Genomic DNA, 24,254 nt, shown 5'->3' with positions numbered 1-24,254 from the left:
GGCTGATCGGCGCCGGAGGGCGGCGCCGCATGATTCGAATAACGAAACGAGAGAGAAACGCATGAGCGCACGCATGGCCCGCGAGGCCGACTTCATCACGCACGACGGCGAAACGCTGTTCTATCGTCACTGGCCCGCGACGGGCCCGCGCTGCCGCGGCGCGATCGTGCTGCTGCATCGCGGCCACGAACATTCGGCGCGCGTCGCGCACCTCGTCGACGAACTCGACCTGCCGGATTTCTCATTTTTCGCATGGGATGCGCGCGGCCACGGCCGCTCGCCCGGCGCGCGCGGCTACAGCCCGAGCGCGGCCGCATCGGTGCGCGACCTGCAGACCTTCGTCGAGCATATCCGCGACACGCACGGCATCGCGATCGAGGACATGGCCGTGATCGGCCAGAGCGTCGGCGCGGTGCTCGCGGCCACCTGGGCGCACGATTACGCGCCGCCGATCCGCTGCCTCGTCGTCGCGTCGCCGGCGTTCCACATCAAGCTGTACGTACCGTTCGCGCGGCCGGGGCTGCGGCTGATGCACAAGCTGCGCGGCCTCTTCTACGTGAACAGCTACGTGAAGCCGAAATTCCTCACGCACGACCCGGAACGGATCGCGAGCTATGCGGCCGATCCGCTGATCACGCGGCCGATCGCCGTGAACATGCTGCTCGACCTGCACGACACCGCGCAGCGGATCGTCGCCGATGCGGCCGCGATCACCGTGCCGACGCAGTTGCTGATCTCGGGCGCCGACTGGGTCGTGCATCGTGGCCCGCAGGACCGCTTCTTCGAGCGGCTCGGCGCCGCCCGCAAGGAGCGCATTGTGTTGCCGGGCTTCTATCACGACACGCTGGGCGAGCGCGATCGCGCGCAGGCGCTCGCGCCGCTGCGCACCTTCGTGCTGCGCGAGTTCGATACGCCGAGCCCGCGCGTGTCGCTCGCCGATGCCGACCGGCGCGGCGCGTTCCACGACGAATACTCGGCGCTCGGCCGGCCGCCCGCGAACCCGTTCGCGCGTGCGTACTGGGCGATCACGCGGGCTGGCCTGAAGCTCGGTGGCGCGCTGTCCGACGGCATCGCGCTTGGGCTGCGGCTCGGCTTCGATTCGGGCTCGACGCTCGACTACGTGTACCGCAACCGCGCGCAGGGGCGGCTCGGCGTCGGCGCGCTGATCGACCGCACGTATCTCGATTCGCCGGGCTGGGTCGGCATCCGCCAGCGCAAGGTGCATCTGCAGGAACTGATCGGTGCGGCGATCGGCCGGCTGCGCGGCCAGGGCGAGCCGGTACGGATCGTCGACATCGCGGCAGGTCACGGACGCTATGTGCTCGATGCGATCGCGACGGTTGCCGAGCGCGACGGCGCGGCGCCCGACGACATCACGCTGCGCGACTACAGCCCGCCGAACGTCGAGGCCGGGCGCGTGCTGATCGCGCAGCGCGGCCTCGATCCGATCGCGCGTTTCGAGCGTGGCGACGCATTCGACGAAGTGTCGCTCGCGACGCTCGAGCCGCGCCCGACGCTCGCGATCGTGTCCGGGCTGTATGAACTGTTCGGCGAGAACGCGCTGATCGAGCGCTCGCTGCGCGGGCTCGCGCATGCGGTGCCGCCCGGCGGCTATCTCGTCTATACCGGGCAGCCGTGGCATCCGCAGCTCGAATTCATCGCGCGGGCGCTGAACAATCACCGCGGCGACGCGACGTGGGTGATGCGCCGCCGGTCGCAGGCCGAGATGGACGAACTCGTCGCGCGCGCCGGGTTCCGCAAGCTCGACCAGCGGATCGACGAGATGGGCATTTTCACGGTGAGTCTCGCGCAGCGGGTCGACGCATCATGAGCGCGCTCGGCGGCGGCACGAGCGGCGTGGGCGGTGGTATGGTCGGGGCGGCGGCCGGCCCGCGCGACGCATCGCTCGCGCTGCGCGTCGGCTGGCTCGCGGCGATGGGCGCGGTGTTCTTCTCCACGTACGGCTTCGCGAACTGGCTCGCCGCGCACCGCGCCGCGGTGCCGACGTTCGCATTCGGCTGGGAGCACGCGATTCCGTTCGTGCCGTGGACCATCGTGCCGTACTGGTCGATCGACCTGCTGTACGCGCTGTCGTTCCTGTTCTGGACGCGGCGCGACGACCTTCTCGATCACGTGAAGCGGCTGCTGACCGTGCAGCTCGTGTCGGTCGCGTGCTTCATCGCGTGGCCGTTGCGCTTCGGCTTCGAGCGGCCCGGCGCGGGCGGTGTGGCCGGTGCGCTGTTCACGCTGCTGATGGGCTTCGACAAGCCGTACAACCAGGCGCCTTCGCTGCATATCGGGCTGCTCGTCGTGCTGTGGGCCGTCTACGCGAAGCATCTGCGCGGCACGGCCGCGCGCGCCATGCTCCATCTGTGGTTCGCGGCGATCGGCGTGTCGGTGCTCACGACCTACCAGCATCATGCGATCGACGTGCCGACCGGCGCGGCCGTCGGCTGCTTCGCGCTGTTCCTGTTTCCGTTGCGCGATGCCGCGGGCCGCCTGCCGGGCGCGGAAGGCTCGCCGTCCGGCGCCGCTCGCGCGCTCGCGCGCCGCTATGCGCTCGGTGCGGCACTGGCCGCGCTCGTCGCGCTTTACTGCGTGTCGCATGCGCCGGGCTGGGCGCTGGCGGCGGGATGGGGCGCGCTGGGGCTCGCGTGCGTCGCGTGGGTCTACCGGCGCGGGGCGCCCGGTGCGTTCCAGAAGGACGACGCGGGCCGCTTTCCGGTGTTCATCCGCTGGCTGTTCGCGCCGACGATCGCCGGCGCGTTCGTCAATTCGAGGCTGTGGACCTTCCGGCAGCCGGTGCCGGCGCGGATCGACGAGCGCGTGTCGATCGGCCGTACGCCGACGACGCGCGACATGCGGCGCTATGGCTTCACCGCGCTCGTCGACCTCACGGCGGAGATGCCGCGCTGGGTCGCGGCAGACGCTTCGCTGGCGTATGCGGCGGTGCCGCAACTCGACCTCGTCGCGCCGAGCGCGGCGCAACTCGCGGCGGCCGTCGCGGCGCTCGAACGGCTGCATCGCGAAGGGCGCGAGGTGCTGGTTTGTTGCGCGCTGGGCTATGGGCGCAGCGTGCTGTGCGCGGCCGCGTGGCTCGCGGCACGGCGCGGGTTCGGCGACGCGCGCGAAGCGCTTGCGGCGGTGCGCGCGGTGCGGCCGCATGCGGTCTGGTCGGACGACGGCGTGGCCGTGCTGCAGGACTGGATCGATCGCCGCCGGGTCACGGGAGGCGTGTGATGCGCGATCCGTCCTCACCCTTCAGGATTGCCGCCGCACGCGGCGCGCTCGATGCGGGCGCGTGGGCGATCGCGGCCGCGCTGGCCGCGGCGGGCGCCGGCTGGTGGATCGCGTCGGGCTGGGCGCCGGCAACGATCGCGCGCGTATTGCTGGCCGTGATCAGCACCGGGTCGGGGATTGCCGCGCTGTGGTACGCGGTGCGCATCGAGATCGACCGGCGGCTGTTCGCCGCGCTGGCACGCGCGGCGTCGGGCGACGCGCCTGTCGACGACGGGCTGACCGCGCTCGACCGCGCGCTTGCCGATCTCGGCTGGATCGACGAAGGGAAGTTGGGGCGGGCGCTGGACGCGCGCGTGCGCGGCGCGGTCGGGTTGTGCCGGGCCGGCGTGCTGATCGCGATCGTGCAGTGGACCGCGGTCGGGATCGCGATCGCGCTGCCGCAAGTCGGTTAGCGGTACAGGTACGGGGCACGCGGTTGCGGCGCCAGGCCGCTATCCGCGTGTCGTGCGCCGTGCGTCATGGGTCACGCCCGCCCCGCGCGCGGCCCCCGCATCCGCTTCGCCTCGTACATCGCCCGGTCCGCATGCTCGATCAGTGCGTTCATGTCGGTGCCGTCGTCGGGCAGCAGCGCGGCGCCGACACTGACGCCGAGCGCAAGCGGACGTCCTTCGAATTCGAACGGTTCGCCGACCTGCTGCGCGAGCCGCACGCGCTGCGCGTCCACATCGTCGCGGCCGCCGACGTTCGGCAGGATCACCGCGAATTCGTCGCCGCCGACGCGCGCGACCGTGTCGGCGCGCCGCACCGCGCCGAGCATCCGCGTGGCGATCTCGCGCAGCGCGGCGTCGCCCGCGCGGTGGCCGTAGCCGTCGTTGATCGGCTTGAGCCCGTCCATGTCGATGTTGAGGATGCCGAGCCGGCCGTTCGCGCGCAGCGCGGTGTGCATCGACTGGCGCAGACGGTCGTAGAACAGCGCGCGGTTCGGCAGGCCGGTGAGCGCGTCGTGCGTCGCGCGCAGATAGAGTTCGTTCGCCTCGTTGCGTGCCGCGTGGAACATCGCGGCGGCGATCAGCTCGGCCGTGAGCCGCAGCGCGCCGGCATCGGCGGCCGAGAATCCGTCGACGTTCGGCGACATCACCTTCAGCACGCCGACCGTCGTGTCCGCGTGCGTGAGCGGCATCACGAGCATCGAGCGCAGCCCGACGCGGCGGCACGCGTCGCGATCGACGCGCGGGTCGGTTTCCGAATCCGTGCAGTGCAGCAATTCGCCGCGCGTCACGCACAGGCCCGACAGGCTGCCGGAGCGGCGCAGCCGCAGCCCGAGCATCCCGGCGGCGGAGCCCGACGCGGCGCGGTACACCATGTCGTCGCCTTCGGCGAACTCGACCGCCGCGCCGCTCGCGCCCGTCAGGTGGGGCACCTGCTCGGTCACATAGGCCATCACGCTGCCGAGGTCGAGGCCGAGTTTCGCGATCTCGGTTTGCGTGGCGATGATGCGCAGCAGCGTGGCCGGGGACGGGGTGACGGTATCGATGATTTGATCCAAGTCAGTTTTCCATGAATAAAGGGCGGCGCGATGCGTGCGCTTGCGGTAGCATACGCGCCGCTCGGCGGCAGCGCGTTTCGGGCGACCCGCAATGGGCCGCCGGTGTCCTGCCATCCCCAATCCGCGCCGGCAGTATGCCGGTCGGTCCGGCCGACAGCAACGACGCAATTCTTGCCATTCATCCGCTGAGTTCAGTATTTCCGACCGAACTGAGTTTTTTTCGCCTCGTCGTTGCGAATCGGGGTAAGTTTTGTCCTATTTTTGAGATAGTGTGACGAATGAGCGAGCGCCAGTGCCAGGCGCACGAAGCAGAGCGAATCGGCAATCGGGCAATTCGCCGCGTCGTTTCGATAAATGCATTCAGGCCAGACAATTGAGGGGAAGCAGTGGGGATGTGCATTCAAGGGCATGGCTGCTTTGCGCGCGCGGCTTGCGACGCGCTTGATGACCGGGTGATCGAGACGATGGGGCGCCGCGCATGAGGCCCGCCGCGTCGTTGCTCCTCCTGTCGGTCGCCACGTTTGGCGCGTTCCATGCGGCTGCGCTGTCGGCCGCGCCGATGCCGGCGGTGCCGGCGTCCGCTGCGGGGGGCGCCGCCGGGGCGTCTGCCGCCGCAGCGAATACACCGGTGCTCGCGGCCGCGCCGGCGGCGGCCAGCGCGGCCGGTGCCGCATCGGCCGGCCTGCCGGTGACGACCGTGCACCTGCCGTTCGCGTCGCTCGGCGCGTTCGATCCGTTGCGCCTGCGCGGCGCCGACGACGCACGCACGATCAACGCCGGCGTGCGGCTCGATCGCGTGGTCACCGGCGCGCGATTGCGCCTGACCTACGCGTACTCGCCGTCGCTCGTGTTCCCGATGTCGCACCTGAAGGTGTCGGTGAACGGCGAGGTGGTCGCGACCGTGCCGTTCGACGCGCCGCACGCGGGCCGCACGGTCACTCAGGACATCCCGATCGATCCGCGCTACTTCTCCGATTTCAACCAGATCGGCTTGCGCCTGATCGCGCATTACACGCTCGATCATTGCGAGGATCCGTCGAACTCGGCGCTGTGGGCCGATGTGAGCCCGACGAGCGAACTGCTGCTCGACGAATCGCCGGTGCGCCTGCCGAACGATCTCGCGCTGCTGCCCGCGCCGTTTTTCGACCGGCGCGACAACGGGCTGTTGCGGCTGCCGTTCGTGCTGCCCGCGTCGCCCGACTCGGCGACGGTGCGCAGTGCCGGCGTGCTCGCGTCGTGGTTCGGCGCGCAGGCCGACTACCGGCAGGCGCGTTTCCCGGTCGGCTCGGCGCTGCCGGCCGACGACCAGGCGGTGGTGGTCGGCACGGCCGCGACGTTGCCGGCCGGCCTCGCGCTGCCGCCCGTCAACGGCCCGATGCTCGCCGTCACCGACAACCCGGCCGCGCCGGGCCGCAAGCTGCTGGTGGTGACGGGCCGCACGGCGGCCGAAGTCGACGACGCAGTCGCGACGCTCGTGCTCGGCCGCGCGGCCCTGTCGGGGCCGGCGGCGACGGTCGCGCACGTCGATCTCGGCGCGCCGCGCAAGCCGTACGACGCGCCGCGCTGGCTGCCGGTGAACCGGCCGATCACGTTCCGCGAACTCGTGTCCGACCCGCGCGAACTCGAAGTGCGCGGCACGACGCCCGACGCGATCCGCCTGAACCTGCGCGTGCCGGCCGATCTCCATTCGTGGAACGGCTCGGGCGTGCCGATTACGCTGCGTTACCGCTATACGGCGCCGACCGTGCAGGACAACTCGACGCTCGCCGTCGAGATCAACGATCAGCTCGTGAAGTCGTACCGGCTCGGGCCGGCCCATGCGGAAGATGCGCGCGGGCGCATGCAGCTGCCGCTGCTGTCGGTGCCGGAAGGGCGCGTGACGAGCGACGTCGACATTCCGGCGTTCCGCGTCGGCAGCGGCAACCAGCTGCAGTTCCGCTTCACGCTCGATTCGCAGAAGACGGGGCTTTGCTCGAGCTCCGCGAGCGAACCGCAGCGCGCGGCGATCGACCCTGATTCGACGATCGACTTCTCGCACTTCGTGCATTACGCGCAATTGCCGAACCTCGCGTTCTTCGCGAACAGCGGCTTCCCGTTCACGCGCTTCGCCGACCTGTCGCAGACGGCCGTCGTGATACCGGATCGTCCGTCGCCGCAGGAGCTCGAAGCCTATCTGACGATGCTCGGCCACATGGGGCAGTGGACGGGCTTCCCGGCGCTGCGCGTGCAGGTAGCGCGACCCGGCGACGTCGCCGCGCTGGCCGGCCGCAAGGATCTGCTCGTGATCGACGGCTCGCCCGCGTCGCCGCTGCTGTCGCAGTGGCGCGCGTCGTTGCCGCTCGCGATCGACGAGCAGGCCGGCGTGGGCGCGACGCGTGTCGCGTTCTCGGTTAAGGAAAGCTGGCGCAACGGCGTCGGGCTGGCCAACGGCGGCGCGCGCATCGAACAGTCGGGCCCGCTCGCGGCGCTCGCCGGTTTCGAGCTGCCGGGCAGCCACGGTCGCAGCGTCGTCGCGCTGACGGCGACGGACCAGTCGCACCTGGGCGATCTGCTCGATGTGTTCCAGAAGCCCGGCCTCGTGTCCCAACTGCAGGGCGACCTCGCGCTGGTGAGACCGGGGCAGGTCGACAGCCTGCGCGTCGGCGAACCGTACGTGGTCGGCTTCGTGCCGTGGTATGCGCGCGTCTGGACGCACGCGGCGCGGCACCCGCTCGTGCTCGGCGCGGTCGGCGTCGTCGCGGGGCTGCTGCTCGCGCTCGGCGTGTTCAGCGTGCTGCAGAGAATCGCCGCGCGTCGACGGGGGATGTAACGGATGGCGCGGGCAATCGCAAGGCGACGGGCCACGCAGCCGGCGCGCCGCGTCGGCACGGCGCTCCTGCTGGCCGTCGCGGCCGCCTGCGCGTCCGGTGACGCGCAGGCGGTGCAAAGCGGCGCGGCCGACGCGCAATGCAGCGCGGCGTGGCCGCGCTGGGATGCGTTCAAGCGCGACTTCGTGTCGACCGACGGCCGCGTGATCGACGTCGGCTCGGCCGATTCGCGCACGGTATCGGAGGGGCAGGCGTATGGACTGTTCTTCGCGCTCGTCGCGAACGACCGGCGCGCGTTCGACACGATCCTCGCATGGACCGAGAACAACCTCGCGCAAGGCGACCTGAGCGCCCGTCTGCCGGCGTGGCTGTGGGGCCGCGCGCCGGACGGCACGTGGCGCGTGCTCGACGCGAACGCGGCGTCGGATGCCGACCTGTGGATCGCTTACACGCTCCTGGAGGCCGGGCGGCTGTGGCGCGAGCGCAGCTACACCGCGCGCGGCGCGCTGCTGGCGAAGCGGGTGCTCGACGACGAGACGGCGAGCGTGCCGGGCCTCGGCATCACGCTGCTGCCCGGGCCGGTCGGCTTCAAGCTGGCCGACGGCCAGTACCGCGTGAACCCGAGCTATTCGCCGCCGCAAGTGATCCGCGGGCTCGCCGCGCGGCTACCCGACGACCGCCGCTGGGCGGCGCTTGCGGCCAGCACCGGCCGCGTGCTGCTCGACACCGCGCCGAAGGGTTTTTCGCCGGACTGGGCGCTGTATCGGCCGGGTACGGGCTTCGGCCCCGATCCGCAGACGCACGCGGAAAGCGCGTACAACGCGATCCGCGTGTACCTGTGGGCCGGCATGCTCGACCGCACCGATCCGCTCGCCGCGCCAATGCTCGCGCGGTTCGCGCCGTTCGCCGATTACATCGCCGCCCATGGCGCGCCGCCCGAGAAGGTCGACACGACGACCGGCGTCGCGGGGCCGAACGACGGCAACGGCGGTTTTTCCGCGGCGGCCGTGCCGTTCCTCGACGCCCGCGGCCAGCACGCGCTCGCCGATGCGCAAGCCGCCCGGGTCGATACGCTCGCGCGTCAGACGGCGCCCGGCTACTACACGAGCGTGCTGACGCTGTTCGGCCTCGGCTGGCGCGACGGCCGCTACCGGTTCGACGCGGACGGTTCGCTCGAGGCGCGCTGGGAGGGCCGTTCATGCGCGGCCCGATGAAGCGCGCCGCGCCGCGCGTCGCCGGATTCGCATGGCTCGCGTCGTCGGTCTGCGTGGCCGCGCCGGCCGCGGTCGCTGTCGCGCCGAAAGCCGTTGTGCCGAATGCCGTACCGGTGCCGGCGCCGGCCGCGGCCGATCTCACCGACGCGCAGCGCCAGCTCGCGACCGCCCGCATGTGGGGCGTCAAGCATCGCGACGACCTCGCGCGCGATGCGGTGCGCAAGGGGCTGCTGATCGCGCCGAACGATCCTGAACTGCTCGCGGAGCAGATGCGCGTGCTGTTGCGGCTCGGCGATGCGAAAGGCGCGCAGGCCGCGCTTGCGCGGCTGCAGGCGAGTGCGCCGAGTGCGCCGGACACGCGGCGCGCGGCCGACGAGTACCGCGTCGCGACGAGCGGCCGCGGCGAGATGGCGCAGATCCGCCTGCTCGCGCGCAGCGGCCGCGCGGACGAAGCGGCCAAGCGTATCGTCGCGCTGTTTCCGAACGGCGCGCCCTCCGGTGCGCTCGGCGCCGAGTACTACCAGATCGTCGCGAACGCGCCGGGCGGGCGCGAGCCCGCGATCGCCGCGTTGCGCCGTGCGGTGGCGACCGACCAGCAGGACACCGGCGCGGCGCTGGCGCTTGCGCGGCTCCTGAACCAGCGCGACGACACGCGCCCGGAGGCGAACCGGATCGCATGGTCGCTCGCGAAGCGCGTCGACGCGGACCATATCGAAGCGATGGCCGTGTGGCGGCACGTGCTGCAGTCCGCCGGCATCGATCCCGCGTATGCCGACGCATTGCATGCGTATCTCGCGCTAGTACCGGACGACACCGAGTTTCGCGACCGCGTCGCCGAACTCGACCGGCAGCGCGATGCGCAGCGCCGGCTCGAGCGCGATCCCGATTACATCGCGCAGCAGCGCGGCCTGCAGGCGCTCGCGCGCGGCGATCTGGCGGCGGCCGAGCCGCTGCTCACGCGCGCCGCGCGGGCGCGCTCCGACGACGCGGATGCGGTGGGCGGCCTCGGCATGCTGCGTCTGCGCGAAGGCCGGCACGACGAAGCGCGCGCGCTGTTCGCGCGGGCGGCGACGCTCGCGACCGACCAGCGCGGCAAATGGCAGAGCCTCGCGCGCACCGCGCAGTTCTGGGGGCTGCTCGCGCAAGGCCGCGCGGCGGCGTCGGCAGGGCGTGCGCAGGATGCCGAACAGGCGGCGCGCGCCGCGCTCGCGATGCAGCCCGACAGCCCGGACGCGAAGCTGCAGCTCGCCGATGCGCTGCTCGCGCAGCGCGACTGGGCGCGTGCGGAGCCGTTGCTGCGCGAATTGCTGGCCGCGCGCTCGCCGAGCCTGTCGGCCGTGCGCGGGACCGCGACGCTGTATGAAAACACCGGCCGTGCCGATCGCATCGGCCCGCTGCTCGATGCGCTGCAAGGCCGCGTGACGGGCCGCGACGATCGCCACGCGCTCGACGGCCTGCGCGCCGATCTGCTCGCGAGCCAGGCGAAGGCCCTGGCGGACAAGGGCGAACGCGGGCCGGCCGCGCAGCGCTACGAAGCGGCGGTGCGCGCGGCGCCCGACGCGGCGTGGACGCGCTTCGCGCTCGCGCGGCTCTACCGCGACATGGGGCTGCCGCAGCTCGGCGGCACGGTGATGGACGACGGGCTCGCGCAAGGCGACACGCCCGAGATGCATTATGCGAGCGCGCTGTATCGCAATTCGATCGACGACGTCGCCGGCGCACGGGCGGCGCTTGCCGGCGTCGACGATCCGCACCGCACGGACGGCATGCATGCGCTCGCGCGCAAGCTCGACGCCGAAAGTGCGCTGGCCGACGCGCGCGGCGCGCTCGGTCGCGGCGATCGCGCGGCGTTCGCCGCGTCGCTCGCGCATGCGCAGGCGAGCGCGCCGGACGATCCCGACATGCTCGCCGCGATCGGCGCGCAGTGGATCGACGCGGGCGAACCCGGGCGCGGCCTTGCGCCGCTGCACGACTGGATCGCCGCGCATCCGAAGGACGCCGATGTGGACGTGCGATTGCGCTACGGCGACCTGCTCGGCAGCGCGGGGCGCGACGATGCGCTCGCCGCGTGGCTCGACACGCTGCGCCGCGAACCCGGACTGACGCCCGCGCAGACCGCGAGGATCGAGGATCAGTCGCTGCGTCTCGTGCTGCGACAGACCGACGAAGCGATCGCGCAACAGGACTATGCGCGTGCCCGCACGCTGCTTTCTCGCGCGAGCCCGGCTGGCCGCGAGGACAAGCGCTACGCGCTCGAACTGGCCGATCTCGAACGCGCGCAGGGCCACTACGATGCGGCGCGCGATGCGCTCGCGCCGGTCGTCGCGCGCATGCCGGAAGATGCCGATACGCAGCTCGCGCTCGCGCGGATCGACGAGGACAGCGGCCATCGCGCGGCCGCGCTCGCACGCGTGCAGGCCGTGCTTGGCCGCACGCCGGACGACGACGTCGATACGCGGCTGTCGGTCGTGCGCCGCCTGAATGCGCTGCGCCGCCCGGACGAAGCCGCGCAGGTGACCGACCGGTTGCAGGCCGCCTACCCGGCGCGCGCCGACGTAACGGTCGCGGCCGGGCGCGTGGCCGAAGCGCAGGGCCGCTACGACGATGCCGCGTCGCTGTACCGGCTGTCGCAGTCGCAGGAACGCACGAGCGGCGTGAGCCCGGGCCGCGACGGCCGCACGCCCGCGCAGGCCGCCTTCGCGGATCTCGAGCAGCGGCGCAACCCGGAGATCGAGATCGGCTGGCTGCCCGCGTACAAGTCGGGCGACGAAGGGATTTCCGCGTACCGCGCGCAGCAGGTGCCGGTCTACATGCAGATGCCGGTGCGTTACGACGGGCATGCGTTCCTGCAGCTCGACACCGTGCATCTGGACGCCGGCACGCTCGATACGAGCGACCCGGACGCGTATTCGCTGAAAACCTTCGGGACCTACGGGGGGCTCAAGGCCCTGGCCGGCTCGTCAATGTTTCCGTGGAATCTGCTGGCCGCCGGGGCGATCGCGAATCGGCAGGGCGACCTGCACCAGCCGACGACGGGCGTCGCGATCGGCGCCGGCTATCGCACCGACGCGTGGCGCTTCGATCTCGGCACGTCGCCGCTCGGGTTCCCGGTGCATTACCTGGTCGGCGGCGTACGCTATCGCTTCGACGCAGGCCCGGCGAGCTTCACCGTGAATGCGTCGCGGCGGCCGGAAACGAGCAGCGTGCTGTCGTATGCGGGAATGCGCGATCCTTGGACCGGCGCGGTGTGGGGCGGCGTGCGCCGCGACGGCGTGAACCTGCGCGGGTCGGTCGACATCGGCCGCGTGAACCTGTTCGCGGAACTCGGCGCGGGCGTGCTGTCGGGCAACAACGTCGAGCGCAACGCGGAAGTCACGCTGCGCTCGGGCTTCACGGTGCCCGTGTACGAACGCGCGACGATGAAGGTCAGCACCGGGCTCGTCGGCAATGCGTGGCACTACGCGCAGAACCTGCGCTACTACACGTACGGGCAGGGCGGCTACTACAGCCCGCAGCGCTATCTGTCGCTCGGCGTGCCGATCGAATGGGCCGGGCGGCGCGACGCGCTGTCGTGGGACCTGACCGTCACGGCCGGGATCTCGAACAGCTACGAGAAGGACTCGCTGTTCTACCCGACCTTTGCGGATCAGCGCGCCGCGCAGGAGGCGGCCGGCCTGGTCTATGCGGGCAGCTCGACGCGTGGCGTGTCGTTCTCGTACGGCGTGAACGGCATCGTCGAGTACCGCGTGAATCCACACCTGAGCGTCGGTGCGCAACTGCATGTGGACCGTTCGCACGACTATGCGCCGAGCTCGGCGCTCGTGTATCTGCGCTACGCATTCGATGCGCGCGCCGAGCGCAACTGGCTCGTCACGCCGACGCCAGTGCAGCTTTATTCGGATTACTAGGGGAACGCGTGAATACCGAAATCGATGCGACTCGTCCCGCGCTCGGCGCCGCCGGCCTGCTGGGTCGCCTGCGCCTGCTGCTGCGCACGGGCCCGGCCGGCGGTCGCGCCGGCCCGCTGAGCCGGCTCGCGATCGACGGGCTGCCCGATGCGTGGACGCCGCTCGAAGCGGGCGGCCTGTATGCCGTGTATGCGGCCGCCGGCACGCCGGCCTGTGACGCGCTCGTCTGGGAAAGCGCACGGCAGTCGCGCACGCGCGACGTGACGGTGGTGCTCGCACGGGACGCCGCGCGCGTCGCCGCGCGGATGCAGGCGTGCGGCTTCGCGGGCGGCGCACATCCGGCCGGCTGGCCGCGCAACCTGAACGTGCTGGCGATGCCGCCGGCCACCGGGCCGGCAGACGGCGACGCCGCGACGGAACCGGACGCGCCGCGCCGCGCGGCGCCCGGACCGTTCGCGCGACTCACGGGCGGCTTGCGTGCGATGAAGCGCTACGGTTTTCGTGCGCGCTCGGTGTATTTCATCGAAGGCGCGCAGCGCTGGTTAAGCTGGGACGATCCGTCCGCGCTCGCGGAAGAGGGGCACGCGCTTGCCGACTGGTGCCGCACGCACCGGATCGCGCTCGTGTTGCTGCTCGATCCGGAGATCGCCCGTGCCGATGCCGATTCGACCACCGACGATCCGCCGCTCGTGCGCGATGCGGGCCGCGCGCCGCGGGGCGAATTCCACGGCGTGTGCTCCGGTGTCGCGCAGTTGCAGCGCACCCACGGCGAGCTGCTGTGGGTCGTCGATTTCTGGCGCGCGGGCGACATGCTCGCGGCCGGCGAAGTGCGGCCGCTGCGCTTTGCGCCGAGCGGCCGGCTCGCCGCGATCGCCGACGGCGACGCGACCGAGCCCGCACGCAGGATGAAGCTCGCGACCGACGAGGACCGTGTCGTCGTCAGCCGCGCGATACTCGACGACGCGAGCCGCGTGCCCGCCGACTGGGAGATCGTCGACGACAACGCGGCAGTCGTCACCGCCTGCGCACACGCACAGGCCGCGACCGCGGTGCTGGCATTCCGCTCGCATGCGCAGCTCGAAGCGCTGTGCGCGGCGGTTCACGCGCTGCGCCGGCAGTGCGGTGGCGCACTCAAGATCGCGATCGTCGAACGCGACGAGGTGCTGCGCCAGCAGTTCGAGATGCTGCTGCTGAGCGTCGGCGCGAATCGCGTCGTCGCGCGCGACCTGCCAATGTCGCGCCTGCAGGCCGCCGTGCACGCGCTGCGCGGGCAACTCTATGCGCGGCCCGTCGCGCCCGACTATCGTGCGGCGCTCGCGGCCGCGCTCGGCGATTCGGTGCTCGGCTACCTGCCGGTCGGCGCGTTCTGCCTGCGCATCCGCGCGGTGCTCGATCGCGGCGCCGTGCTGTCGCTGCCGCACACGCTCGCGAAGATCGCGCTGCTGCCCGGCGTGTCGCACGTCGATGCGTTGCGGCGCTGCCGGCCGCGCCGCGCGGGCGATGTCGTGACGGCCGATGCCGGACACCTGTACGTGTTCCTGTTCGCATGCGAGCCGGCCGATGCGAGCGACGCACTCGCGCGGATCTTCGACGTGCCGGTCGATACGCTGTCGGATCGCGTCGTGTGTCTCGGGCACGAAAGCATCGACAAGGAACTCGATGCGCTGAAGACCGAGAACCGGCGCGCGCCGATCGCCGACTACAGCGACCTGTTTGCAGTGGCGCGACCCGCTGCCGCGCCGCAGGTGCCGGCCGGACGCGCGGGCGAGGTCGCACGGCGCGCGGAACCGGGTGGCGCGAGCGATATGCCGGGCGCGGCCGACAGGCCGATCGATGCGGCGCGGCCGCTCGCGCGGGCCGATGCCGACGCCGTGCCGGCCGCCGATGCGCCGGCGCAGGTTTCCGTATTTCCCGCCGCGCGTGCGCGCGGCGCCATTCGCAGTGCGATGCCGCTGCGCAAGCCGGAGGGCGCATGATCGCCGAACTCGTCATCGGTTTCATCGTCGGCCTCGCGATCGCGGTGCCGGTGTGGATTGTCGCTCAGCACCTGGGCATCGGCCGCGGTTTCCATGCGCCGCGCGGGATCAACCGGCGCGAAGCGGTGCCGTGCGAACTCGTGCCGGTGGCGCTGCGCGGTCGCCTGCTGCCCGATGCGGGCCGCACCGGCGAGGCGTCGCGATGAAGACGATCGCCATTACGTCGACGACGGGCGGCGCGGGCCGCACGACGCTCGCCGCCGCGCTCGCGGTGCTGCTCGCGCGCCGCGGCCGGCCGGTCGTCGCCGTCGAATTCGACGCGCAGAACCTGATGGGCGCGTCGCTCGGGCTCGACACGCTGCCCGAACACGGTCTCGCGCACAGCCTGCTCGGCGACGCCGCGCCGTGGCACGCGCAGACATGGCGCAATGCAGACGGCGTGCTGTTCGTGCCGTATGGGCAGGTCGACGCGGCGGGCGCCGCCGCGTGCGACGCGCGGCTCGTGGCCGATTCCGCCTGGTTGTCGCGCGCGCTCGACGAGATCGCGCTGCCGGCCGACGGGGTCGTGCTGGTCGACACCGCACGCTATCCGTCGCCACAGGCCGAGCAAGCGATTCGCCGCGCGGACCTGACGCTCGTCGTCGTGCCGCCCGAACCGGCGGCATGCGCGACGCTCGCCGCGCGTCTGGACGCGCTGCGCGCCGGTGGCGGCGAGCTGCAGATCGTCGTGAACCGGCTGAACCCGGCGCGCGACATGCAGCGCGACGCGCTCGGGATGCTCCGCGCGGTCGCGGGGCCGGCGTCGATGCTCGAACAACGCATCCACGTCGATGCAGCCGTGCCCGAAACGCTTGCGCGGGGCAGCTGGATTTTCGACGACGCGCCTTATTCTCAGGCGTCGCACGACCTGAACGGCGTCGCGAACTGGGTCGATACGTGGCTCCCGGCGGCCGTGGCCGACCGTGCGGGAGCGTCGCGATGAAGGGCGCATCCGCGTCGCGCTGGCGCGTGGCCCGCCGCCGCGTGACGGACTGGTGCGCGCGCGGCATCGGGCTGCCGGTGCAGCGCACGCTGCTCGACTGGCTCGTGCGGCTGTTCTTCCATGCGCCGCCGCCCGGGCGGCCCGACCCCGTGCGCCGCTGGGCGCGCACCGGCTTCCTGCGGCTCGCGCGCGACTGGGGCGTGCTGCAGCCGTTGAGCCCGCGCGAATGGCTGTGGCGCGCGATCGTGCGTGCGCCGCGCGGCGCCGACGGCCGGCCCGCGCGCGATCCGCTTGCGTGGTTCGACACGTTCGTCGTGCCCGTCTACGTCGCGGCGCGCGCGCTCGCGCGGCGCGTCAATATGCAGTTCGAGCGCCTGCCGTGGGCACGCTGGGGCGGCTGGCTCGATGCGCGCGCGAACGGCGTCGGCCGGCACCGCTGGCTGGCGCCGCTGCTGCTGATCGCCGGCGCGGTGCTGTGGGCCGCGGCCGGCATGTCGCCGCTGATGCCCAACGCGCAGTTCGCGTTCTTCGCGATCGTCGCGATGCTCGCGCTCGCGCTGCGCCGCCTGCCCGGACATCTGCCGACCCTCGCGCTCGCATCGCTCGCGCTGCTCGCGACGGTGCGCTACGTGTGGTGGCGCACGACGCAGACGCTCGACTTCCGCAGCCCCGTCGAGGCCGTGGCCGGCTATCTCCTGTACGGCGCCGAAGCCTATACGTGGATGATCCTGCTGCTCGGCTTCGTGCAGACCGCGTGGCCGCTCGATCGCCCGATCGTGCCGCTGCCCGACGATCCCGACGAATGGCCGAGCGTCGATCTCTACATTCCGACCTACAACGAACCGCTGTCGGTCGTGAAGCCGACCGCGTTCGCCGCGCAGAGCATCGACTGGCCGACCGACAAACTGCGCGTGTACCTGCTCGACGACGGCCGGCGTCCCGAGTTCGAGGCGTTCGCGAAAGAGGCGGGCATCGGCTACCTGACACGCGACGACAACCGTCACGCGAAGGCCGGCAACATCAACCGCGCGCTGCCGAAGACGCACGGCGAGTACATCGCGATCTTCGACTGCGATCACGTGCCGACGCGCTCGTTCCTGCAGACCACGATGGGCGTGTTCCTGCGCGACCCGAAGTGCGCGCTGGTGCAGACGCCGCACCATTTCTTCTCGCCCGATCCGTTCGAACGCAACCTCGGCACGTTCCGCGAGATTCCGAACGAGGGCAACCTGTTCTACGGGCTCGTGCAGTCGGGCAACGACCTGTGGAACGCGACGTTCTTCTGCGGATCGTGCGCTGTGCTCAAGCGCAGCGCGCTGGAGGAGGTGGGCGGCGTCGCGGTCGAAACCGTGACCGAGGACGCGCACACGGCGCTCAAGCTGCATCGCCGCGGCTACACGTCGGCGTACCTGCCGACCGTGCAGGCAGCCGGCCTCGCGACGGAAAGCCTTGCGGGCCACGTGAAGCAGCGCACGCGCTGGGCGCGCGGAATGGCGCAGATCTTCCGCATCGACAACCCGTTCCTCGGGCGCGGGCTCGGCTTCGTGCAGCGGATCTGCTACGGCAACGCGATGCTGCATTTTTTCTACGGGATTCCGCGGCTCGTGTTCCTGACGATCCCGCTCGCGTACCTGTTCTTCCACCTGTACTTCATCAATGCATCGTCGGTCGCGCTCGCGAGCTACGTGATTCCGTACCTGGTGCTCGCGAACGTCGCGAACTCGCGGATGCAGGGGCGTTACCGCCATTCGTTCTGGGCCGAGGTCTACGAATCGGTGCTCGCGTGGTACATCGCACTGCCGACCACCGTCGCGTTCTTCAGCCCGAAGCACGGCAAGTTCAACGTGACCGACAAGGGCGGCAAGATCGACGAAGGCTACGTCGACTGGTCGACGTCGAAGCCGTACCTCGTGCTGTTCGCGCTGAATGTGCTCGCGGTCGTCGCGGGGCTCTGGCGGCTCGTGGCCGAGCAGGGCGACGAGGCGGCGACGATCCTGATCACGCTCGGCTGGACCGTCTACAACCTCGCGATGCTCGGCGCGGCGCTGGCGGTTGCGCGCGAGACGAAGCAGGTACGCGTCACGCACCGGATCGCGATGCGGGTGCCGGCGACGCTGCTGCTCGCCGACGGCTCGACGGCCGCCTGCTTCACGAGCGACTACTCGACAGGCGGGCTCGGTCTCGAAGCGGTGCCGGGGCTGCCGCTTGCGGTCGGCGACACGCTGACGGTGTGCGTGACACGCGGCGACCGGCCGTTCCCGTTTCCGGTGCGTGTGAGCCGCGTGACGCCGACCCACGTCGGCGTGAGCTTCGAGGCGCTCACGCTCGAACAGGAGCGCCAGCTCGTGCAGTGCACGTTCGGCCGCGCGGACGCGTGGCTCGACTGGCACGCGGGCTCGCGCCCCGACACGCCGCTGCGCGGGCTGAAGGAAGTGCTGCAGGTGGGCGTCGACGGGTACGTACGGATGTGGAAGGGCGCGGCGCGCAGCGTGCAGACCATGCTGGCGCCGAAGCTCGATCGGGCGCGCGACTGACGCGGCGCTCATGACGGAGTGGTTTAGATGACGTTCTGGAATCTGTATTTCATCCTGAAGTTCGCGCTGTTCGCGACCGGCCACCTGCAGCCGATGTGGCTCGCGAACCTCGCGTTCGCGCTGGCGCTCGTCGCGAGCGCGCCGATCCGGCAGCGCGTGTGGCGCATCGTGCGGCAGATCGTGGCGATCGCGATCGCGGTGCCGCTGCTCGCGCGCGAGCTGCATGCGCCGCCGCTCGCGCGTCTCGCCGAAGCCGCGCGCGAGGTCAGCACGTTCCGCCTCGACTACTGGATGGAACTGCTGCCGCGCCTGCTGCCGCCGATGCTGGTGCTGACGGTGGCGGGCGCGCTGATCGTCTATTTCATCGTGAACCGCTGGCTGCGCGTCGCAACCTTCGTGCTCGCCGTGCTGATCGTGATGCCGCTATGGCAGGCCGGCAACGGACTGATGGCGCGCGTCGTCGCACCGCCCGCGCAGCAGCTCGCCAACGGCAACGGCGGGCGCTCCGACCAGCCCGAGGATCACAACGCGGCGCTCGCGACGTTCCGCGCGCAGGAGTCGCAGCGGCAGGTCACGTTCGGCCATCTCGGCAACGATCCGTCCACGCAGTTCGACGTGATCGTGCTGCATATCTGCTCGCTGTCGTGGGACGACCTCGACGCCGCGAAGGTGCGCAACCACCCGATGCTGAGCCACTTCGATTACCTGTTCAACAACTTCAGCACGGCCGCGAGCTACAGCGGCCCGGCCGCGATCCGCGTGCTGCGCGCGACCTGCGGCCAGGAAGCGCACGCGGACCTGTACAAGCCCGCGCCGCAGCAGTGCTACCTGTTCTCGCAGCTGGCGGCCGCCGGCTACACGGTGCAGTCGCTGCTGAACCACGACGGCCACTTCGACAACTTCCTGCAGGTCGTGCACGACAACCTCGGCGTGCCCGACGCGCCGATGATCTCGAACGCGGCCGCACCTGTCGCGATGCACGCGTTCGACGGCTCGGCGATCAAGGACGACTACCAGACGCTCGCGAACTGGTACGCGCAGCGCGCATCGGTGCCGGGGCCGGTCGCGCTGTACTACAACACGATCAGCATGCACGACGGCAACCGCGTGATCGGCAGTTCGCTGAACAGCATCGACTCGTATCCGCAGCGCGCGACCAAGCTGATGGACGACTTCGACCGGCTCGCCGATCTGGTCGCGCAGTCGGGCCGGCGCGCGGTGATCGTGTTCGTGCCCGAGCACGGCGCCGCGCTGCGCGGCGACAAGAACCAGGTCGCGGGCCTGCGCGAGATTCCGACGCCGCGCATCATTCACGGGCCGGTCGGCGTTCGGCTCGTCGGTTTCACCGGCAATCACGGCACGACCACCGTGATCGACCAGCCGACGAGCTTCCTCGCGCTCGCGCAACTCCTGTCGAACCTCGTGTCGAACAGTCCGTTCAAGCCCGGCGTGACCCTCGCGCAATATGCGGCCGATCTGCCGCGCACGCGGATGGTCGGCGAGAACGAGGGCACGGTGACGATGCAGACGCCCGCGGGCTATGCGGTCAAGACTCCGGACGGCGTATGGATCGACGAACAATAAACATCGGCGAAGGCGACGAGGGCCGCCTGTCGCAACCGAACGACGTGCTCGGCCTCGCGCGGCACCTACCCGCGCTGGACCCGGCCCACTATGTCGACGAGCAGGCGCGGCGCGCGTTCGTCGAATCGCTCGAGCGCTGGCCGGTACTTGCGAAGCTGATGGGATTGACGCGGTAAACGCAACGCGGCCGGCGTGAATGCCGGCCGCGTTGCGTCGATCGACCGATGAAGTGTCAGTGCGCCTTGCGTTCCGGCTGGCGCGTCCACTGGTCTTCTTCGCCGGGTACCTTGCCGAAGGTCTGCGCGGCCCACGCGTTGCGGGCCGCTTCGATCTTCGCGCGCGCGCTCGACACGAAATTCCATTCGATGAACCGCTCGCCCGGCAGATGAGCGCCGCCGAGCAGCATCACGCGCGCGCCGTTCGCGCTCGCGAGTGCGACGCCCGTGCCGGGTTCGAGCACGGCCATCGTCGCGGGGGCGAGCGGCGTGCCGTCGATCGTGAGGTCGCCGTCGACGAGATACACGCCGCGCTCGTCGTGTTCCGCGTCGAGCGCAAGGGTTCCGCCCACCGTGAATGCCGCGTACGCATAGAGCGTCGGCGAGAACACCTCGACTGGCGACGTGAGCCCGAACGCCGTGCCTGCGATCACGCGCACGTTCGTGCCGTCGCGCGTGAACGACGGCAGCGTGTCGGCCGCGTGATGCGCGAATGCGGGCTCGGTGTCCTCGTGCTCGACCGGCAGCGCAACCCAGGTCTGGATCCCGTGGACCGGCTGCGCGAGCGGCCGGTCTTCGTCGGGCGAACGCTCCGAGTGCACGATGCCGCGTCCGGCCGTCATCCAGTTCACGTCGCCGGGCACGATCTTCTGCCGGAAGCCGAGGCTGTCGTGATGCATCAGCGTGCCGTCGAACAGGTAGGTGACGGTTGCGAGACCGATGTGCGGATGTGGCAGCACGTCGATGCCGCTGCCGGCCGGCAGCACGGCCGGCCCCATCTCGTCGAAGAAGATGAACGGGCCGACGAGGCGCGCGGCGCGCGCGGGCAGCACGCGGCGCACGACGAGGTTGCCGATGTCGCTCTCGCGCGGCGTGAGCAGGGTCTTGATCGATGCGGACATGGTGAGGGCTTCGGGTTCGGGGGGGCGGCGCGTCAGGCGATCGCGGTGTCGATCGCGATCGGGTGCGAGAGGATCTTGTGCACCGGGCACGCGTTCGCGATCTGCAGCAGGCGCTCGCGCTGCTCGTCGGACAGGTCGCCGTCGAGCGTGATGCGGCGCACGATCGTACTGCCCGCGCTGCCCGATTCGTGCGCGAGCTTCACGTGCACTTCGGCGAGCGGCCAGCCCTTGCGTTGCGCATACATCTTCAGCGTGATCGCGGTGCATGCGCCGAGGCTCGACAGCAGCAGCGCGACGGGTGTCGGTGCCGCGTCGCCGCCGCCGAGCGACGCCGGCTCGTCGGCGCGCCACTGATGGACGCCGTCGGTGAAATGGACCAGGTAATCGACCGAGCCGATGCTCGCTTCGACGGACAGTTCGCTCATTGCAATTCCATGTGGGGAAGGGGGTGGGCCGGCGACCGTCCGGGCACGGCCGGTCGTTACGGTTCGAGCAGGCGCTGCAGCCGCAGTTCCTCGAAGTCCAGTTCGGATTCTATGCGGTGCAGCACCGCGTCGTCGACCCGGCCATCGCGATGCAGTCCGAGCAGCGCATCGCGTGACACGCCGACCAGTTCGAGCTCCACGCGCAGCATGCGTGCGCGCACGTCCGCCGGTTCGGCGCCATCCCGGTGCGCGCGCTCGTTGAACGCGACGCGGCTGCGGTATTCGGTCAGCAGCCGGTCGAGCGATGCGCGCTCGAGGCCCGAGCCGTGCTGCCCGCGTGCGTCGAGCTCGGCGAGCGCCGCGCCGAACGTGTGTGCGCGCGCCGCGTGCTCGGACATCGTGTGCCGCGCGGCCGGCTGCAGTTTCAGCACGCGGATCAGCGGCGCGAGCGTGCCGCCCTGCACGACGAGTGTCGCGATGATCAGCAGGAACGTGCTGAACAGGATCAGGTCGCGGCCGGGGAAGTTGCCCGGCAGCGCGATCGCGGCGGCGAGGCTCACCACGCCGCGCATGCCGGACCAGCCGAGCACGACGGCCTCGCGCCACGACCACGCCGGATGGCCCGCCCGCGCCGCGCGCAGGCGGCCCGGCAGCCACATCGCGACGAACACCCATACGACGCGCGCAGCGATCGCGGCGGCGGTGGCCGGCAGCGCCACGCGCAAGCCATCCATCAGCACCGCGCCTTCGTGGTTCACGCGCGCGAGGATCGCGTGCAGCGCGAGGCCGATCAGGATGAACACGAGCGCGTCGAGCACGAACACGATCGCTTCCCACGTCGCCTTCGCCTTGATCCGCATGTCGGCCCCGAACACGCGATGCTGGCGCACGCCGAGCACGAGCCCGCAGGTGACGACCGACAGCACGCCCGAGCCGTGCACGGCTTCCGCGATCCCGTAGCTGCCCCATGCCATCGCGAAGGTCACGACAATGCCGAGCATCGGCTCGCGCAGGCGCTGCAGTACCCAGCACATCGCATGACTGCATGCGAGGCCGACCGCGATGCCGATCAGCGTGAGCGAGAAGAACAGGCTGGTGGCGCTGGCCGTCGTGATCGTGACCGCGAGCGCGGCCGATACGGCCATCTGATAGAGCAGCAGACCCGACGCGTCGTTGACGAGGCTTTCGCCTTCGAGCACCGCGACGAGCCGTGCGGGCAGCGGATGACGTTTCAGGATCGCCTCCGCGGCGATCGCATCGGGCGGCGACACGATCGCGCCGAGCGTGAAGCAGGCGGCCCACGGCAGCGCGGGATTCACCGCGTGCACGGCGAGTGCGACCGCGACGGTCGTGAATGCCACCGCGCCGAGCGCGAGCGAGGTGATCGACGCGAGCTCGCGCCGGAATTCCTTCCACGCCGTGTAGAAACCGCTCGACATCAGCAGCGGCGGCAGCACGGCCGCGAGCAGCAGCGCCGGGTCCATGTCCGGCACGCGCTTGCCGGCGACGGCCACCGCGCAGCCGCCGAGCAGCAGCACCACGGCCGGCGGAATCGAGATCCGTTCGGCGAGCCACGTGAGCGCACCCGCGCCGCAGATCAACAGCAGCAGGTAATGGAACAGCTCGACATTGCTCATGCGCGGCGGTTCGCGACGCGCGGCATCACGACGGCTTGCGTTCGTTCGTGCTGCCGCCCGGCAGTGCGCCGAACATGTGCTGGCTGCACTTCGCGTCGCGCCACGCCGTATTCAGCCGATGCCCCGCGAGCATGCGCCGTGCGACGGGCAGGATCTGTTCGCCGGCCAGCATACCGAGCAGGCCGGTGAGCGCGATGACCGGCGGCGCGGGCGAGTTCACGCCGATCGCGCCGTAGACGACGCCGGCGAGGATGCCGGCGAGCAGCGAGAAGATATACGGTTTCATGGTCGAGCGCCTCGTGATGGCCGAGCGGCACCGCAACGGCGCCGTCAAAGTCTTGAAAGCGTATCGGGTTTGCGTGAAGAAAAAAAGCACGGGCGGCCCCGAACGGACGTCGTTTCCGGAATTGCATCGATTCCATTTCTTGGGTGTTCGCGCCGTGCGTTTGAGGATTAAATATTTCGAGCCGGATGACGATCCGGCGCGACGTATCTCCGGCTCCTTCCGTTTTCACGGTCGAGGCAGGCCCTCTTTTTCTCGTTCACAGGACGCGATGCGCCATGAGCAATCCGAAGCTTGAAGTACTTACTCCGCAGAACAGCCAGCTGATCTTCATCGACCAGCAGCCGCAGATGGCATTCGGTGTGCAGTCGATCGATCGCCAGACGCTGAAGAACAACGTCGTCGGTCTCGCGAAAGCCGCGAAGGCGTTCAACGTGCCGACCACGATCACGACGGTCGAGACCGAGAGTTTCTCGGGGCATACCTATCCGGAATTGCTCGACGTGTTCCCGAACCAGAAGACGCTCGAACGCACGTCGATGAACTCGTGGGACGACCAGAAGGTGCGCGACGCGCTGGCCGCGAACGGCCGCAAGAAGGTGATCGTGTCGGGCCTGTGGACCGAGGTCTGCAATACGACGTTCGCACTGTGCGCAATGCTCGAAGGCGATTACGAGATCTACATGGTGGCCGATGCATCGGGCGGCACGTCGCAGGCCGCGCACGATTTCGCGATGCAGCGGATGGTGCAGGCGGGCGCGGTGCCTGTCACCTGGCAGCAGGTCATCCTCGAATGGCAGCGCGACTGGGCGCGCCGCGATACGTACGACGCAGTGATGAACGTCGTCAGGGAGCACTCGGGCGCGTACGGGATGGGCGTCGACTACGCGTACACGATGGTCCACAAGGCCGCGCAACGTACCGCGACGCCGCACGAGTCGGTTCCGGCGGTTCCGGCGAAGTAACGAACGATCGACCCGATCGATGTCCGCGACGGACTG

Annotated in this window: 19 protein-coding genes; 14 read left to right on the top strand and 5 right to left on the bottom strand. The window is 70.8% G+C overall.

Annotation, left to right across the window (positions count from 1 at the left end; genetic code table 11):
• The first annotated feature begins 61 nt into the window (after positions 1-61).
• The 3 genes from DIE13_RS04175 to DIE13_RS04165 are packed head-to-tail and all read left to right on the top strand — an operon-like array spanning position 62 to position 3,692.
• A complete protein-coding gene (locus DIE13_RS04175) occupies positions 62-1,831 on the top strand; it encodes a bifunctional alpha/beta hydrolase/class I SAM-dependent methyltransferase (RefSeq protein ID WP_124825953.1) in 1,770 nt (589 codons plus the stop codon).
• Positions 1,828-3,240, top strand: coding sequence for a phosphatase PAP2/dual specificity phosphatase family protein (locus DIE13_RS04170; RefSeq protein ID WP_124825952.1), 1,413 nt, complete (start codon positions 1,828-1,830; stop codon positions 3,238-3,240). Before DIE13_RS04175 ends, DIE13_RS04170 begins: the two co-directional genes overlap by 4 nt.
• Entirely contained in the window at positions 3,240-3,692 is a 453-nt protein-coding gene (locus DIE13_RS04165) for a hypothetical protein (protein WP_124825951.1), read from the top strand. Before DIE13_RS04170 ends, DIE13_RS04165 begins: the two co-directional genes overlap by 1 nt.
• Before the next feature lie 71 nt (positions 3,693-3,763).
• On the opposite strand, the gene DIE13_RS04160 is transcribed toward DIE13_RS04165, so the two are convergent.
• Positions 3,764-4,786 (bottom strand): sensor domain-containing diguanylate cyclase, encoded by a 1,023-nt coding sequence (locus tag DIE13_RS04160; RefSeq protein ID WP_124825950.1) that lies wholly within the window; start codon positions 4,784-4,786, stop codon positions 3,764-3,766.
• A 478-nt stretch (positions 4,787-5,264) separates the two neighbouring features.
• Between DIE13_RS04160 and bcsB the strand changes: the two genes are divergently transcribed.
• The 9 genes from bcsB to DIE13_RS04115 are packed head-to-tail and all read left to right on the top strand — an operon-like array spanning position 5,265 to position 19,967.
• Complete coding sequence (gene bcsB, locus DIE13_RS04155; protein WP_124825949.1) at positions 5,265-7,595, top strand: cellulose biosynthesis cyclic di-GMP-binding regulatory protein BcsB; 2,331 nt, start codon at positions 5,265-5,267, stop codon at positions 7,593-7,595.
• A gap of 3 nt (positions 7,596-7,598) precedes the next feature.
• Positions 7,599-8,807: a cellulose synthase complex periplasmic endoglucanase BcsZ gene (gene bcsZ, locus DIE13_RS04150; protein ID WP_124825948.1), complete on the top strand. Its 1,209-nt coding sequence runs from the start codon at positions 7,599-7,601 to the stop codon at positions 8,805-8,807.
• Positions 8,792-12,715, top strand: a complete 3,924-nt coding sequence (locus DIE13_RS04145) for a cellulose synthase subunit BcsC-related outer membrane protein (RefSeq protein WP_124825947.1) — start codon at positions 8,792-8,794, stop codon at positions 12,713-12,715. The genes bcsZ and DIE13_RS04145 overlap by 16 nt, the downstream gene beginning before the upstream one ends.
• A gap of 8 nt (positions 12,716-12,723) precedes the next feature.
• Complete coding sequence (gene bcsE, locus DIE13_RS04140; protein ID WP_124825946.1) at positions 12,724-14,691, top strand: cellulose biosynthesis protein BcsE; 1,968 nt, start codon at positions 12,724-12,726, stop codon at positions 14,689-14,691.
• Positions 14,688-14,897 (top strand): hypothetical protein, encoded by a 210-nt coding sequence (locus DIE13_RS04135; protein ID WP_124825945.1) that lies wholly within the window; start codon positions 14,688-14,690, stop codon positions 14,895-14,897. The genes bcsE and DIE13_RS04135 overlap by 4 nt, the downstream gene beginning before the upstream one ends.
• The gene (bcsQ, locus tag DIE13_RS04130) at positions 14,894-15,673 is read left to right on the top strand and encodes a cellulose biosynthesis protein BcsQ (RefSeq protein ID WP_124825944.1); all 780 of its coding nucleotides are present in this window, start codon (positions 14,894-14,896) and stop codon (positions 15,671-15,673) included. The genes DIE13_RS04135 and bcsQ overlap by 4 nt, the downstream gene beginning before the upstream one ends.
• Entirely contained in the window at positions 15,670-18,207 is a 2,538-nt protein-coding gene (bcsA, locus tag DIE13_RS04125) for a UDP-forming cellulose synthase catalytic subunit (RefSeq protein WP_124825943.1), read from the top strand. The genes bcsQ and bcsA overlap by 4 nt, the downstream gene beginning before the upstream one ends.
• Before the next feature lie 27 nt (positions 18,208-18,234).
• The gene (gene bcsG, locus DIE13_RS04120; protein WP_124825942.1) at positions 18,235-19,791 is read left to right on the top strand and encodes a cellulose biosynthesis protein BcsG; all 1,557 of its coding nucleotides are present in this window, start codon (positions 18,235-18,237) and stop codon (positions 19,789-19,791) included.
• A complete protein-coding gene (locus DIE13_RS04115; protein WP_124825941.1) occupies positions 19,773-19,967 on the top strand; it encodes a hypothetical protein in 195 nt (64 codons plus the stop codon). Before bcsG ends, DIE13_RS04115 begins: the two co-directional genes overlap by 19 nt.
• A gap of 56 nt (positions 19,968-20,023) precedes the next feature.
• On the opposite strand, the gene DIE13_RS04110 is transcribed toward DIE13_RS04115, so the two are convergent.
• The 4 genes from DIE13_RS04110 to DIE13_RS04095 are packed head-to-tail and all read right to left on the bottom strand — an operon-like array spanning position 20,024 to position 23,256.
• Positions 20,024-20,908: a pirin family protein gene (locus tag DIE13_RS04110; protein WP_124825940.1), complete on the bottom strand. Its 885-nt coding sequence runs from the start codon at positions 20,906-20,908 to the stop codon at positions 20,024-20,026.
• 32 nt (positions 20,909-20,940) lie between these two features.
• The gene (locus DIE13_RS04105) at positions 20,941-21,333 is read right to left on the bottom strand and encodes an OsmC family protein (protein WP_124825939.1); all 393 of its coding nucleotides are present in this window, start codon (positions 21,331-21,333) and stop codon (positions 20,941-20,943) included.
• A 56-nt stretch (positions 21,334-21,389) separates the two neighbouring features.
• The gene (locus DIE13_RS04100) at positions 21,390-22,970 is read right to left on the bottom strand and encodes a sodium:proton antiporter (RefSeq protein WP_124825938.1); all 1,581 of its coding nucleotides are present in this window, start codon (positions 22,968-22,970) and stop codon (positions 21,390-21,392) included.
• 25 nt (positions 22,971-22,995) lie between these two features.
• Positions 22,996-23,256: a XapX domain-containing protein gene (locus DIE13_RS04095; RefSeq protein ID WP_124825937.1), complete on the bottom strand. Its 261-nt coding sequence runs from the start codon at positions 23,254-23,256 to the stop codon at positions 22,996-22,998.
• Between DIE13_RS04095 and DIE13_RS04090 the strand changes: the two genes are divergently transcribed.
• Together DIE13_RS04090 and DIE13_RS04085 are read left to right on the top strand one after the other, a co-directional pair.
• The gene (locus tag DIE13_RS04090) at positions 23,255-23,551 is read left to right on the top strand and encodes a hypothetical protein (RefSeq protein ID WP_124825936.1); all 297 of its coding nucleotides are present in this window, start codon (positions 23,255-23,257) and stop codon (positions 23,549-23,551) included. The genes DIE13_RS04095 and DIE13_RS04090 overlap by 2 nt on opposite strands.
• A complete protein-coding gene (locus DIE13_RS04085) occupies positions 23,532-24,218 on the top strand; it encodes a hydrolase (RefSeq protein ID WP_124825935.1) in 687 nt (228 codons plus the stop codon). The genes DIE13_RS04090 and DIE13_RS04085 overlap by 20 nt, the downstream gene beginning before the upstream one ends.
• Positions 24,219-24,254 lie beyond the last annotated feature (36 nt).

It is taken from the genome of Burkholderia sp. Bp9016 (genome assembly GCF_003857765.1).
Taxonomy (GTDB): Bacteria; Pseudomonadota; Gammaproteobacteria; order Burkholderiales; family Burkholderiaceae; genus Burkholderia.
This window is presented reverse-complemented; position numbering and strand designations above follow the sequence as displayed.